Genomic DNA, 14,131 nt, shown 5'->3' on the forward strand with positions numbered 1-14,131 from the left:
ATAGCTCACAGTTTGATGGGGTACTGTTGTTACTCCTGTGTGATCGTGACGAAATTCAAGATGAACTCTTGGGGGAGAACGCCACCGTGATAGAACCGGGCGTCGGGAAGCCCCTGGTTTCGGAACCGTTGGATCGGATCCGTGAGGGCACTGATCTCCGTGTTGTCGTCGAGATAGCCGAGGTGGGCGTTCTCGTCGAGGAGTACACCCGGTGCGTCGTCGAGGTCAGTGCCGGCGACCCAGCGTCTCGTCACTTTTGCGGCATCAGCTGGCGGATAGATGTCGTCGATGTCGACGCTCCGCGGTAGCGAGACGAATCCGTGGTCAGACAGGATGTACGCCCGATCCCACTCGCCTTGGTCGAGTTTCTCGCAGATGATCTCCGAGATCGTCTCGATGCGGTCCGAAAACACCGATTCGAAGTCGGTGAGTTCCTCTTCACCGGTCTTATCGAGGTCGTTCCAGTAGTAGGCGACGCGGTTCGTCCAGCCCGAATCGTCGTCCTCGCTTTGCATAATGTAGCTCCAGCCATCTTCCGCGAGGAGCTTCTCTCGTCGGTAATTGGTGATTTCCCGACCATTGCGCTTGGGAACGAGTTCGCTATCCTCGAGCTCGATAGAGAAGCTGAACTTGCTTCCCGGTGTGAGGGCCGCTTTTCCGAACTCCGTATCAGAAGGGAGCGTTCCGACCCACGGGGTCTCGTCGACTTCGAGGCTCGGGAGCTTCCGGCGGATGGATGCGGCCAGTTCGTGAGCGAGATCAAAGCGGAGCGCGTCAACGATGAACAGCGCGACGCTCTGGCCGCTCTGGAGGTGTTCTTTCTCCTGGTCGAAGAACTGATGCGCGTAGTTTTCGCCGACGAACGGGGAGCCTGCCTCGATCTGGTCGACGACCAGATCGCCGAGCTCGGTGAGGTAATCAAGATACCGCGACTCGGTCAGTGAGGTTCGTAACTCTCCGAGCGTCGCCGTCGCGGGGTGTTCCTCGTGAAGGTCAGCTTCGGGTTCGCCCGAGATGATGAGATTGTATACGGCGTTGTCGATCTGCCACGTCCCTCGATCAACGTCGCCGTACAGATCGACGACGTCAGTCGTGTCGCCGCGTTCTTCCCACGTATCGAGTTCGTGGGCGAGCCTCGCGACTTCAGTCGCTTGTGCCCAGGTTCGAGTCCACGGAACGTCGCCGTAGGTCGTCTCGAGACGATCGTGGCGCTCAGTCGCCTGATTGATACAGGTTTCGTACTCGCCGTTTCGGTACGTGCGCTTCCACGCGTTCCACAACTGGTGTTCAAGCGTCGCGTCGACCGGACAGTCGGCGAGTTCCCACGGGTCATCATACGTTCGGAGGACATCGTGCCAAAAGATTGCGTTCGGGTCGAGGTAGGTTCCAGCCAGCTCCGCGGCTCGGTCGCTATCGACTTTGCTCAACAACGACTGCAGGTCCGGGCGAGAAATCCCGAGTCCCGAACTGGGCTCCGGACGGTACTCGGCTGGGAGCGCTGATTCATCGAGGCCAGCGTCGACGAGCCACTCGGCGACCGCAAAGCGTCGAGTTCGATCGACAATCACCTCCGCGTCCGTCACGCCCTCGACCGCGGCGATACCCTCGTCAACGAGCAAGTCGCGGATCTGAAGCAGGTCATCGTGGTCATCGGGGAGGTTCTCGGTGCCGTGTTCGAGGACGATCCTTACGGGATCATCGTTGCCGTCGAGGACAATCTTCGTCTGAAGACCTTTGAGCGAGGGGAGTCCACCGTCGCCATTGAGTTCCTGGTAGAGCGTCGTCGCGACTTGTTCGCGGTCGTCAGCCTCCTCGTAGGCGGTACGGATGGACGCCGACTGGAGGCGGTCGTTCTCGAAACACCGTGCCGCGAGCTTGCCGATATGGGCCTCAACAACGCCGCCAGTGTTCTCGACATCCCGGAACCAATCGACGTCGTCGCGTTTCGGCTGGGGAACGTACCAGACGGTTCGATCGCGGGGAGCATCGGTCCGGAGTTCGAGCGGGGTCTGCTCGGCCGCTCGGAACCGACAGCCGAGTTGGTGGCTGACGTTCTCGACGATCTCCGCGAGGTGGCCACCGTCGTCCCACCAGAGGACGACCGGATCGTCGTCCTGAGCGTCGGTGATTGCCGTCTCGATGGCGTCTCGGGCGCACTCGGGGAGGGTTTTCGTGGCGGGCATAGTTATTGCTCCCCGTCGATCAGAGGATGGTTCACTTGGAGATCTGGAATCAGCTGAGGACCCAAACGGCTCCCAATTGAAGTAGAAAACTGGCACAGAGGAGCATCACGTTCCATGTGTGGTAGATTCGTGTACTAGCAGAGCCACACAATTGCCTTTAATGTATCTCAACAATCAGAGGCTGGGGCTACACAGACTGTGAAAACTAGGGGGCCGCTGACGTCCTTCGGAACTCGGAACATCAGAATCGTCTGTGTCTCCCTGAGCTACTGCGGCGGTTAGAAAGGAGCCACTCGATGAAGGAGATCCAACTCCAAAGCCTTGCTCCGATGACGATGATCCCCGCACCAATTGCGAACATCACCAGCCCGGCGATGGGGTTAGAAAGGAACACGCTCGTTCCCGCTGCTTCGAAGACGAACCCCAGAATACCGAATAGACCAGCGGAGAGAGTGACAATAGCCAGCCCGGCGAGAGAGATGATCAGGGGATAGTTTTGGAGAACAAAGAGGAGCGTGGTAATTGAGCCATCGGCTGTAATACTCCCCGTAGATTCGGAAACCTCAGCCAGCGATTCCCCCATTATAGAAAAGGCTCCAGCGAGGAGAGCGACAGCGACGCCTTCGATATTACCGAGGAACCGATCTCCGTATTCTTGGTCGAGAGACATTATCGTTCGAGTATTCGTTCATTTACCTTGAAACCAGCCACGGCCCGCTTCGTTGCTACACAAGCCTGTTAGCAGAGTGGATTGACTGGGTCATCCCCAAGTTTGGGCCTTCTCCTCTGCCCCTTCAGCTATTGATCTCGTATCCTCAAGTTCTGACCGAGCATCCTCGATCTCATATTTCGTTTGTTCAACCTCATCTCGGATCTGGCTGATTTCACGGTAAACGAGATAGACAATCCCCCAGTCAGTTACCAAGCCCACAAACGTCAGAGAGTACCCGAGGAGAGGATAGTCGATCCGTAGCTCAGTACCCCAGGGTGTCATAGAAGAGTTGTCACGGTGTTTATTTCACGGTTGCACGGCTGAATCACCCGTGAGACTCTGATTGCGTATGGAGCGTCAAGGTTTCTGCCAGCTCAAAGAGGTGTCCCGATAGTCGTGCGAGATACAGGGCGCGTATCTTGCACGCGGGTCTTGACAAGACTTGGACGGGCAGAGCCGTGCGAAGCTTTCTATGACAGGCTCTGTATTTCACTCACGGCTATGGACACCGAACTCAAACGCCTGATAGACGGTCTCTTCGCTGACATAGCCTGCTACAACTGCGGAACAGAATTCGTCATACAAGCAAACCGGCTCACCAGAGAGGACGACGGCCTGTACACCACCCCACACTCCTGTCCCGGATGCGAAGCGGAGTACGAAATTACCGTAGAAAACGACAGACAGCTCCTCAGCTACGAAGCCAACCGACTCGACGAAGACGATAATCACGTGAATATGTTTTCCAGCTCACGGAAGGAATCACTCCACAGACAGACGCACCCGATGAGAGAACTCGTAGAGGGCTTCGGTGAACTCAATGTGGCACTTGCCATCCTTTGGGAGAACAGAGACCGCATCCACGACGCTTGTGACACCTTCAGAGACGAGGGATTCGACGACAAAGGAGCAGAGTTTGGCCGCCGGGTTAACACTGATGTCCACAACTACATAGCAAGCGCCTACACCTTCAACCAAATCCTCCAAACAATCGAACCAAACATCCCGACCGACGGCCCCGTAGAGAAAGCGAAGGAAGAATTTGAGGAAGAAGAACGGTTAATAATGGGGCTCAGAGTATACGCGCAGCACAACCTCTCACTTCCCTTCCGCTACGGCCAATTCATCGACGAGAATACGGGTAGTACAGAAATGACGTTGAGTGTAGGCTTGGAGGAAGTGAACGTCATCGAATCCGATATCGACACTTACGGGCCCGACGGATACAGAAAAGGCGCGGATCATCACTACGAGAAAGTCGAAGGCGACACAATCAACATCGAACGTCGCATCAATTTTCACTACGAGGCCGCCGAAGAACTCGTTGAAGCCATCGGTGAACACGCCGAGGCAGAACACGGTGACGAGTTAGAAGATTACCGCGAGTCAGCGACCTACGACGCAGAACGCTGATGTGATCATCTGTATCTCGCACGCCGATTCTATCACCTCTTAAGGATTTCAACAGAGCCGCGATGGAGATTCTTCTAATTGGTTTTCGGCTTCTCAATCCAGATCATCATTTAGATGATTTCCTGATAGTGGGGTTCGCTCTACAGGGGTCGGGGCGATCTTCCCACCGTTGTATTAACAGAGACATCCTCACTCCGTTGATGACTGGGCTGATGTTCAGCTGCGTAGTTCATCGTAGCCAGTCTTCACTGCGATACCGACCGCTGGGAGCAGGTAGCCCCATACGTAACCCGCCATATGTCCGTAAATCCCTCCAGGCGCAGACGGCGGAAATAGGAGTAATAAGCCGTAGAGGTACAGTACAACGGAGCCCCCAAGAAATGGTAGCCCCGGTTCAGCTAGCGTTTCGGGCGATTGAACCAGTTGATAAGACATATACAGGAGTCCCGCAACCCCGAGCACTCCGAGGAGAATTACGGTATTATTCACTTCGCCGAGACTATAAAACGCGACGGCGAATCCAAGTACGAACAATCCGAGTGAAACTTGTATGCAGCGCGTGTCGCCGGTCAATTCGGAGTAGTAGTATGCTATGGCGATTGGCAAGAAGCCTGTAACGGCACCGACTGTTTGTGAGAACCCGACGCTCTCGAACCGGGAAAGAATATCTGGACTATCGGAGAAAATTTGAAGAATCGTCCAACTGGCAAAGAATGGCAGAATCAGGATGTAAGCGACGAATGCGTATCGGTAGATGGCAGCGGAGCCAGATACGCGCATCAAAAGTAGGGAGGCACCGCCGAGAATCCAATAGCCAATAATGTTTGACTGGATGTGTGAAATGTTCCGATGCGCGAGGTTTGACCCGATAATGCCGACGACAGTCGGGTTCCGTGCTTCGTATTCCAACGCCTGCTCGCTTCCGGGATACAGGTAGATTGCGATCAAAATCAACGAGGGCAACACGAAGAACAACAGTATGTCCCGAATAAGATTGGAATCGACGTTACCCCGGAACTGCTCACGGAGCGATTGGTCGTTTGCCATTACAGGATATCTGACTGTCCGGTGTTAGGAATTTGCCGGTATAATATAAAGTGGCTCTGTTGAAATCCTCAGAAAGTGAGATGTTCTGACCCGATGGGAGTCAATACGAGGAGAGAGATACTATAGACTACTTTTTCAGTCATCCGTACACTTTATCGGGTCGAACTCTTGCTTGTAGGTATGGGGATATTCTAGCGGGTAGTGTTTCGTAAGCCAGATGGACGAAGGAAAGGACTCATCTTTTTGTCCTTATCGTCCATCTGCCTCATTGCGTGGGTGTACACTGGTATCGTACTCAATAGTTCCCACTTCTTCCTCTTTACTGGTCTCGCGTTTGGATTCTCTGGGTTCGCCGAATCGCTGCCTCTAGAGCGACGCGAACCGGGATCAGCATAATTTTGGTGTATGATAGATCCGACAGCTCAAAATATGACGAAAAGCGGTTACAGTACCGTGTCGTCGACAGTCTTCGGAACGAGGTCGGCCTCCGCGAGCGGCGTGATATTGATCTCGACGCCGTGTTTATGGTTCGGCCGGTAGCCAGCGGTCGTAATCTCCGAGAGGGCTCGGTCGGCCCAGTCGGACGAAATATCGGCTGCAACCTCATCGCACGTCTCGCTGATCTCCTCAGCGAGTTCCCTGTACTCCTCAAGGTCGCTTGCGAGTTCGGCGAGTAGTTCAGCGCGCCGAGTGTCACCACCGTCAGCGATCGTCGTCTGTCCGGCGTCCTCGAACTGCTCGTAGTAGTAGGTGGTGAAGAGAATCCCGTTGGAGGCGTAGTGCGCGGAGCCGACGAGATCATCGTAGTACTCGAAGAGATCGTACAGATGTGCCTCCACTGGCTCGGAGCCGTCCTCCGCGTAGGCCTCGAAGGCAGTTTCCAGTTCCTCGAGCGCATCGATCCACTCCTCGCGATTCTCTTCGACAGTCTCGTAGAAGGAGGGGCTGAAGAGGTCCTCCATATCGACGTCGTCCATACTCGCGAGTTCCTCCAACGCCTCCAATCGATCGGCAGTCTGTTCGCGGAACGCTGCGACCTGTTCGGCCGCCGCGGACGCCGCCGCTCGGTTCTCATCGGACCACTCCCGCGGGGTCGACTGTGCGAGTTCGGCAAGGCGGTCTTCGAAGACAGCGATCTGTTCAAGACCGCTCTCACAGCGGGCGTACTCATCGGCAGCCTCGGCCTGCTCGGAGGCCGACAGGGAGTCATCACTCCGTCGGCGGTTAGCCGCACTGCGGCGCTCTCGGAGGAGGGCTTTCCGGGGTTCGAGATAGCGATTCTGGAGGCGGTCAAAGACGCCGTCGTCGAGCTGGTGGTAGTCAATCAGGCAGGCGAAGCCCTCGCCCTCGGGATCGGAGACGAGCCGTTCGGTGGTCAGCCGCCAGAGGATCGGTGTTCGGTCGAACTTCGAGACGTGGTACTCGAAGAGGTCGTCTTCGAGCCACGCCCGGAGGTTGGGATAGGCCTCCTCGTCCGCAGGTCGGCTCCCGAGGAGGTCGTCAACTTCGGCGAGGCGAGCGTCGGCGTATTCGCCCCAGATCCGTTCGAACTCGTCCTTGATCCGCGCGAGGAGGTCGCTCTCGCGGTCGACATCCGAGAGGGCGACGATACCGTCGTCGTCCTCGTGGACGATTCGAAGCGTGAGGTGGAGAAGCAGGTCCTTGACCATCTCCGGGAAGTCATCTCCGGGCTCGGTGATGGATTCAGGATCGTACGCTTCTCTCTCACGAGGGTCCTCAATCGTTCGAAGCGCGATCTCTTGGAGGATCGTTTCGCGTTGGTCGTCGTTGATATCGAAACAGTCGAAGACTGCGTTATCGATGGCGTCGGAGTACGAATGAATTTGCTTCTCAATATATTCAAGATGCTGTGCTGCTGCAACCCCAATGTTCTTCAGCGATTCGGACCGGTCCACATAATCTCTTGGTTCGATGGTATCGACCTTAGTTCTGAGATCTCGATGAGGATGCCGGTACTGGGGAAGGCTATTACCACTATCCAGTAGATCCAGAAGGATAGGTACAGTATAATGGGGCGAATCAAATTCATATGAACGTTTGGCAATTATCCCTCCAACAGAATCTTTGGCAAGCTTTTTGAGTTTTTCATTTTCAAGCGCTTTGTTCCAAGGTACGCCACCAAGAATACCTACTTGCCACATTCTTTCAGAAGTTTTGCACAACATAAGGTAGGTGAAAAGGCGACTGTTTCCGTATGATAGGAGTTGCCATTCGACATCATCAGCAAAGATAGTTGGCCCATTGCTGCCAAAAACCGATTCAGAATGTAGATACCCAAAGCGACGACCATCGCGCTTGATACGATTATATGTAATCCCACCCGTGAAGTACCGATTTTTGCTTGGTGTTCCGTTCCCGACAGACCTACGTTGTAGCTCTTTTCCATCTTCCCCCCATAAAATCGTCTCCTGAATCCGTGGTAGTATCCAGGTATCTTCTCCACCGGTTGAGTACGGAGCCCAATACTCGTCAGAGGTTGCCCAAAACTTTCTCACAAATCGTAGATCGTTACCAGAGGCTATCCCTTGCCGAATTACGCCAATCCCTGATTGGTCTTCAGACCCGCGACCGCCGTCAAGGATGTGAGGAGTATCATATAATTTACGTATTTCTAGAGGGACCCAATATGATAGGGGGGCACCAGGAATAATGCTTAATTCAGTCAGATCACGACGGTACAGACGCTGGATAGGAGGGTCTTCAGAGGGAACAAATATAGAATTGAGATATTCTTTTTCTTTGTCTGATTTGTCAACATCCGGTAGTCGAATAAACGTCCCTGTTTCCCCACTCGTTGCACGAGATCGAACGACTGTACCAACTGTACCAACTGTGGCGTTGTCCAGAACATCATATCCAAATTCTGTGAAAAAGTCGAACGAACCCCGATCTCCAATGAAATCTTCTCGAAAGTTACGAAATGAGCTATTGAACATAAAAGACCAGGGAACGAGCATCCCGACGCGACCGTTCGTACTGACGAGTCGATCACACGCTTCGAAGAAATTGATATAGTACTCCGTCGTGTAATCGTAGTGCTCCTCGACGTACGCTTGTACGCCATCGGGCATCCGTCCTCGTGATCCATACGGCGGATTCATCAACGCAACGTCGTAGTCCTGCGTCAGTACCACCAGGAGGTTGAGGAAGCTCCGAAGATTCTGCTCACCGAAAGAATCCGATGTCCGCTCATCAACGGCGTCTTCCAACTTCCGCAGAAATTCGTTCAGGGTATGCGGGCCGTCGCCGCCCCACTCCATCACGTCGGTCTGGTCTTCCATAAACTCATCTTCGAGTGCGCCTTGGACATCCAGTAGACTTCCGAGCGCCTCCGTCGTCTGGAATTCCTCGATGACCTCGTCGAGCGCTTTCCGGACTTCTGTCCCTTCGCCCGTGATCTCATCGAGGACGTCAAGCGCTTCCTCGACCTCCGCAACACGGGCGTCGGCGGCGACGATCCCAAGATTCGGCATCTCGAAGGCATCGTTGTCTTCGTCTTCCGCCCGCGTTCGCGCCTTCAGATAGAGGTTGAACGCCGAGAGCTGACAGGAGCGCAGGTCGATGTCGACGCCGTAGAGGTTGTGTTTGAGAATCTTCGCGGGAATCTCCCCACGGTCGAGGTCGGTTTCGGCCCACCAGATGCGCTCTAAGATGTCGAAGGCATAGAGGAGGAAGTGGCCACTTCCGCAGGCCGGGTCGATGACGCGGAGTTCACGCGGATGGTCGAAACTGGGAGCCTCTTGATCTTCCTCGTCGGGAATCAAATACGTACAGAGTTCAGCGACCGACGGTGAGTCCTCCGGTGTGACGAGACGCTCCTTGCGTTCTTCGGGGGACAGCGTCTCCGGCTCAGGAACTGTCGACTCCTTTCCGGTCGCTTCGAGATAGAGCTTTCCGAGAGAGTTGTCCGCGAGCATCCGGACGACCCAGTGTGGCGTATAGAACTGGTTGGCAGGACCGACGTCGCTCGGTTCGAGCGTATTCTTCGCGTCGAGCGCCTCGACGACTGGCCGGTTGTAGTACTCGTAGACCCATCCGAGGACGTCGTCTGCTCGCCAGACTTCGTCGGGCACCTCGTCGAGCATCCCACAGAGTTCCTCGAAGGTGTCGTCGTCCGGATCGAGCTGACTGTAGGCCGTCTCCCGGTCGAAGAGGATCTCGATTTCCTCGGCTAACTCGTCACAGACGTCGTGGTACGCCTGGAGGATCGCCTCGTCCTCTAAGAGGAATTCCTTGTGAACGAGCGTCTCCGCGGCCGGTGTGAGGCCGTTCTCCTTGAAGACGGTGACCTCCTCGTCGACGAAGTCCCGGACCTCCATACAGCGCAGCGCCGCAAGGCGGTTGACGATCGTGTAGCCGACGCCCGTGACGTACTCGTCGAACGCCTCCGACCACGACTCGCCGTCGACGACCTCGAGTTCGATCGCCTCGGCGATCTGTTGTGCGTCCTCCTGGAGGGCGTTACGGTCTTCGGGCTCGTCGTCAAGTCCCTTCTGCGTCAGTTGGAACTCGACGTTGTCCTCGACGCGGTCGCGCATTTCGGCGACGACGTCCTCGAGATACTCACGTTCGGCCTTGTCCAGTTGCGCCTTCCGTTGAGAGGGAGAATCGTGTTCCATACGAAATACTCAGTATACCTCTATCGAACCGCAGGAATGTCTTATAGGTTGGCGATAAAAGGAGTCACCGCGACTGCGTAGCGATGGTCTGAAAGTTATCTGAGTAAAACAAGTGGCCATCGTATGGAATGGATCGACGTTCTACGGACGTGGGCACCGATCATTCAGGCAGGAGCGATTATGGTCGCAGTAGGAACTGTATCATTGACCTACAGACAGGTCAAGCTCCGAAAAGAGCAAGCTACAACTCAATTTGAGGACGAGCTGGCTCGAGAATATCGAGAGTTGGCAAGGGATCTGCCGGTGAAGGCACTCTTGGGAGATGAACTAACGGAAGAGGAATTCAAAGATCAGTTTTCAGATCTCTACTACTACGTTGACCTTTCAAACGAGCAGGTGTTCTTGCGGTTTGAAGAACGAGTGAGTAAAGAGACGTGGGAAAACTGGCAGGCAGGCATTGAGTCAAACCTAAATAGGCCTGCATTTCGAATGGCATGGAACGAGATCAAGGAACGCTCCAATAGCTTTCAAGAACTTCGGCGATTAGAGCAGAATGACTTCCAAACAGACCCAGCAGAATGGGATCAAATAGACTCTGAATAGTTCACGTACGAAGAGTACTATACCGTACCGTTGATTGTATGATCAATCGCCAGCGTCTTCCTTCGCTAAAGAAACGTATCCCTGTTCGGTAATCGGAGAATTCAGATGGTCATCGTTGAAGAAGCGGAGGACCTTCCACACGTCTAGTTTGTTCTCCATCGTAATCGCAAGTGTCCCGTCCTCACGCTCCTCAAACTCTAAGTCAGTATCAAACTCCTCTCTGACTAACGATGCATCGTCAGCGTCCATATCCTCGTAAACCCCGCGCTCTTTGACTTCTTGTAGAAGACGAAGCGCATTCGGGTTGCCACGGACTGCATCGGAAAACATCTGAAAGTTATCGAATGGGATGTCTCCATCCTCTAATTCAGTAAGCATCTCTTCGGCATTCTTTTTATACGCATCCATATAACCGAAGGCGTTCTCGAACTTCGTGTGGTTGAACACAAATAACATCCCGTCATAATAGACGGCATCAAGGCGGTTAGGAATCCCCAAGAGCGAATCGTCAACCTTGCGGTGGGTTTCGGATCCAACCTTCATCCTTAGCCACGAAGTCCGACCTAAGATTTGACGACGACTGTAGTTGATGAACGCAATAATTGGCTGGTCGAGATCATTATGTTGGATTCGGATCGACTGGAACTCTGGCTTCGGTGATTCCGTGTATCGCGTGCTAGAGAAGCGCTGCCCGTTGAAGAGTCGCTCAAACCTCTCAAATTGGGGAATATTTTCTACTGGTTCATACTCAATAACATCCTCATCCTTGTGCCGATTCTGGATGTCATACTCGGCAATCCGCTTTGTGTCGTTATTGAGTGCAGAGACCTTATTATCTACTTTGTCACGAATGAGGTCTTCCAGTTCCGTAGCAATATTATCGTCAATCTTGATACGCTCGAATTCGTACTCGATATCCTCTTCTCCGATACCGTCGTTGTTCTCGAATCTTCTTGCAACGAGTAGATCACGACCCTTATTGTCTGACTCTGATTGTTTGAGTTCGTCCAGTAGGGTGTTGAGTTCTCGAAGCTTATCCCCCATCGACATTATCTAGTTGAAAGACACACATCCTTACTGATAGTTGTTGTCTTTACTGACACCTCTTTGCCTTCAAGATGATCTTTGGAGAGCAGAAGCAACTCATCGCCATCAACGCGTACTTTGTATACATCATATCGAAGAGCGGCTAAGACGGGGTTGATGTATAGACGGTTTGATCGGATCTGTAACGCTCCAACGGTGAGAAATAGAACAATGAACGACAGCATATTCGAGAGTTGAGAGTAGTCCAAGACGACAAACGGGAAAATGTACACGATAACATATTCACTAACGAGGTCACCTCGGTTTTCGTAGTGATCTAGCTCTAGGAGTTCGCCCTCATCATCGCGGTTGATATAAATTAAGGCCAAGAGAAACGTAACGCTGATAGCTGAGAGTAGAAGGGCTACGATAGCGATTAGCGATAGCTGTATACCGAGAAAGTGATAGACTGGGGTGCTAATTCCGAATAGTTCGTATCTGACTATCTGGGTCTGAAACGCAATAACTAGGTATAGCGGAGCGTATGAACTGGCGAAGAGGAGCGACTTCCCCCAGCTGGGGATATTGCTCATTATAGCCTCTTAACACTAGTAGGGCAAACATCTTCCGAAGGCATCACGACCGCGTGAATGCGTCGTTCCTGCCTGTATCCCGAATTCCCTCAGAAGTTCGTTCAGCAAACCCGTACTGTTCGAGGTACTCGAAACGACGTTCGATCTCCTCGTCAGAAACGCTCAACTCCGTGGCCAGTGCGCTCACGGACTTCGGAGTGTCCTCCTCTAACTGCATACGAAGTTCGTATCCTTCCATATACCGCAGATAGTACTCTTGAACGGCGTCATCGAGTGGCGTTTGAATTCCTTCATTTTCGTCGAGTCGCTCCAGGGATTCGGAGACCACCGTGACGAAGAATTCCCCGCCCAGGAGTTCCACCTGGCGTTCGAGTTCGGATTCGATGACGTCGAAGTCGAGATTCGTCTGGACGAGCGTGGCCATATCGCCGATGTCGTCCGTGCGTTCTGCGACGGCTTTGAAGAGAAAGATGTCCTCGAACGAGACGAGGCCGACCGAGAAATACTCCTCCGAGAGAAACGGTTCGCTTCGCGCTTGCATTCCATCGCTGAAGAACAGCTTATCGGCGATTTGGCGATAGAAGACGTCGAACTGGCAGCCGGCGTCGTTTCGTACGCAGTGGCGTGCGCCCAACCGATCGTACTCGTCACCGAGATCCGTGACTTCCTCGTACCCGAGGTCGTTGAGTACCCCCATCAGGCGGCTGAGAGCCGCTTCGTCCACGACAACGAGATCGATATCTTTGGTCGTGTCCTTGAGAGACGGTTCGTGGAGTGACATTGCGCCACCGCCGATGAGGTACGCCTCGACGTCAGTCTGGAGGTGATCTGCGATCCGCTGGAGTTCGGCCTCGATATAGTCACGGCCGAATCGTTCACGAGAACTCATAGAGTGACCTCATACTCTCTGGCTGTTTGTTTGAAGTCTTCCCATTCGGGTAGTTTCTCAGCCGTGACGGTGCCTTCCGACTCCAGGAATTCGATGAGTTCGTCAATGATAGCGCGTAGATCGAGCGTTGCCTCGGATACGTAGTATTCAGCGCGCTCGCGGAGCACAGTTCGATCGATTCCCTGTTTCTGTATCAGTAACAGACAGTAGGTTCGGTATCGCGAGTCATCATCGATGAGCAGCGTGTGGCAGACTAACTCTGCGGGAGTGATTTCCGAGAGTCGATCCGTCTGGAAGTAATGCCGACGATCACGGGTGAGAAGCGGGACGCCGAATTCACCGAACAGTGCTGGCCCGGTCAGATGAAACCTATCAGCGCTAACGTCGGAGTCGCACGCGAAGAGATACTCGTCGTGTGTTTCCCAGATGAAGTTGAGACCAGTCGCATATTTCTCTGCTTCGCGCCGGTGTTTCTGGTGGAACAGCCCTCTGGCGATCGAGACCAATACTGTAAACGGATCGTTGAGACGATACCGAGACTTCGATTTCCCGACGACACCAACGCGCTGGAGATCATCTAAGCGACGGTACACCGTTGCTTGGCTAACACCACTTTGTTCGGCCAACTCGGTCGCAGTCCGTCCTTGATCGAGGTAATAGAGAATCTGTAACCCAGAACCGGCGATGAGGCCGGAGAGATCCATATGGCTGTATTCGGTGAGGAGCCCCTCGAGTTGCTCGATCGGTTCAATGTCCGTAAGCGAGACCAGCTTTTGCCGACCGCTCTGTTTGGTTTGGACGTATCCGTACGCTTCTAGTTCGGAGACGATGCGTGAAGCGTGGCCAGGGCTCCATTCGAGTTGATCAGCGAGCGTGCTGATACTCACTTCCGACTCACCCTCTTCTATGAGGTGTGATACAACCCGGAAGTGACTCTTTTCGACCATATCGTCTCAAATGAGGCAAACGATATATAAATCCCTTTCGTAATTTGAGACGATTGGTCTGCCTTCCAATAGATAGAG

The 14,131-nt window shown here is 53.7% G+C and carries 12 protein-coding genes; 3 read left to right on the top strand and 9 right to left on the bottom strand.

Annotated features, from left to right (window positions below):
• Positions 1 to 29: 29 nt before the first annotated feature.
• The 3 genes from pglZ to NO876_RS13040 all read right to left on the bottom strand — a co-directional run bounded on the left by pglZ (position 30) and on the right by NO876_RS13040 (position 3,177).
• Positions 30 to 2,183, bottom strand: coding sequence for a BREX-5 system phosphatase PglZ (gene pglZ / locus NO876_RS13030; protein ID WP_256422099.1), 2,154 nt, complete (start codon positions 2,181 to 2,183; stop codon positions 30 to 32).
• 241 nt (positions 2,184 to 2,424) lie between these two features.
• Positions 2,425 to 2,853, bottom strand: coding sequence for a hypothetical protein (locus NO876_RS13035; protein ID WP_256422100.1), 429 nt, complete (start codon positions 2,851 to 2,853; stop codon positions 2,425 to 2,427).
• A gap of 90 nt (positions 2,854 to 2,943) precedes the next feature.
• The gene (locus NO876_RS13040; RefSeq protein ID WP_256422101.1) at positions 2,944 to 3,177 is read right to left on the bottom strand and encodes a hypothetical protein; all 234 of its coding nucleotides are present in this window, start codon (positions 3,175 to 3,177) and stop codon (positions 2,944 to 2,946) included.
• 219 nt (positions 3,178 to 3,396) lie between these two features.
• Between NO876_RS13040 and NO876_RS13045 the strand changes: the two genes are divergently transcribed.
• On the top strand, positions 3,397 to 4,308 hold the full coding sequence (locus NO876_RS13045) for a hypothetical protein (protein WP_256422102.1): 912 nt from the start codon (positions 3,397 to 3,399) through the stop codon (positions 4,306 to 4,308).
• A 216-nt stretch (positions 4,309 to 4,524) separates the two neighbouring features.
• On the opposite strand, the gene NO876_RS13050 is transcribed toward NO876_RS13045, so the two are convergent.
• On the bottom strand, positions 4,525 to 5,355 hold the full coding sequence (locus NO876_RS13050) for a hypothetical protein (RefSeq protein WP_256422103.1): 831 nt from the start codon (positions 5,353 to 5,355) through the stop codon (positions 4,525 to 4,527).
• 201 nt (positions 5,356 to 5,556) lie between these two features.
• Between NO876_RS13050 and NO876_RS18200 the strand changes: the two genes are divergently transcribed.
• On the top strand, positions 5,557 to 5,751 hold the full coding sequence (locus tag NO876_RS18200) for a DUF8011 family protein (protein WP_465260934.1): 195 nt from the start codon (positions 5,557 to 5,559) through the stop codon (positions 5,749 to 5,751).
• A gap of 47 nt (positions 5,752 to 5,798) precedes the next feature.
• Here the strand turns inward: NO876_RS18200 and pglX are convergent, their stop codons facing one another.
• A complete protein-coding gene (pglX, locus tag NO876_RS13055) occupies positions 5,799 to 9,995 on the bottom strand; it encodes a BREX-5 system adenine-specific DNA-methyltransferase PglX (RefSeq protein WP_256422104.1) in 4,197 nt (1,398 codons plus the stop codon).
• 123 nt (positions 9,996 to 10,118) lie between these two features.
• Between pglX and NO876_RS13060 the strand changes: the two genes are divergently transcribed.
• Positions 10,119 to 10,598, top strand: a complete 480-nt coding sequence (locus NO876_RS13060) for a hypothetical protein (RefSeq protein WP_256422105.1) — start codon at positions 10,119 to 10,121, stop codon at positions 10,596 to 10,598.
• Between the two features lie 42 nt (positions 10,599 to 10,640).
• Here the strand turns inward: NO876_RS13060 and NO876_RS13065 are convergent, their stop codons facing one another.
• The 4 genes from NO876_RS13065 to NO876_RS13080 are packed head-to-tail and all read right to left on the bottom strand — an operon-like array spanning position 10,641 to position 14,053.
• Positions 10,641 to 11,648: a Kiwa anti-phage protein KwaB-like domain-containing protein gene (locus tag NO876_RS13065; RefSeq protein ID WP_256422106.1), complete on the bottom strand. Its 1,008-nt coding sequence runs from the start codon at positions 11,646 to 11,648 to the stop codon at positions 10,641 to 10,643.
• On the bottom strand, positions 11,648 to 12,217 hold the full coding sequence (locus tag NO876_RS13070; protein WP_256422107.1) for a hypothetical protein: 570 nt from the start codon (positions 12,215 to 12,217) through the stop codon (positions 11,648 to 11,650). The genes NO876_RS13065 and NO876_RS13070 overlap by 1 nt, the downstream gene beginning before the upstream one ends.
• Positions 12,218 to 12,260: 43 nt before the next feature.
• Entirely contained in the window at positions 12,261 to 13,106 is an 846-nt protein-coding gene (locus NO876_RS13075) for a DUF6036 family nucleotidyltransferase (protein WP_256422108.1), read from the bottom strand.
• Positions 13,103 to 14,053, bottom strand: coding sequence for a helix-turn-helix domain-containing protein (locus NO876_RS13080; protein WP_256422109.1), 951 nt, complete (start codon positions 14,051 to 14,053; stop codon positions 13,103 to 13,105). Before NO876_RS13080 ends, NO876_RS13075 begins: the two co-directional genes overlap by 4 nt.
• Between the last annotated feature and the right edge of the window lie 78 nt (positions 14,054 to 14,131).

This window comes from Halobellus rarus (assembly GCF_024494595.1).
GTDB classification, from domain to species: domain Archaea; phylum Halobacteriota; class Halobacteria; order Halobacteriales; family Haloferacaceae; genus Haloquadratum; species Haloquadratum rarum.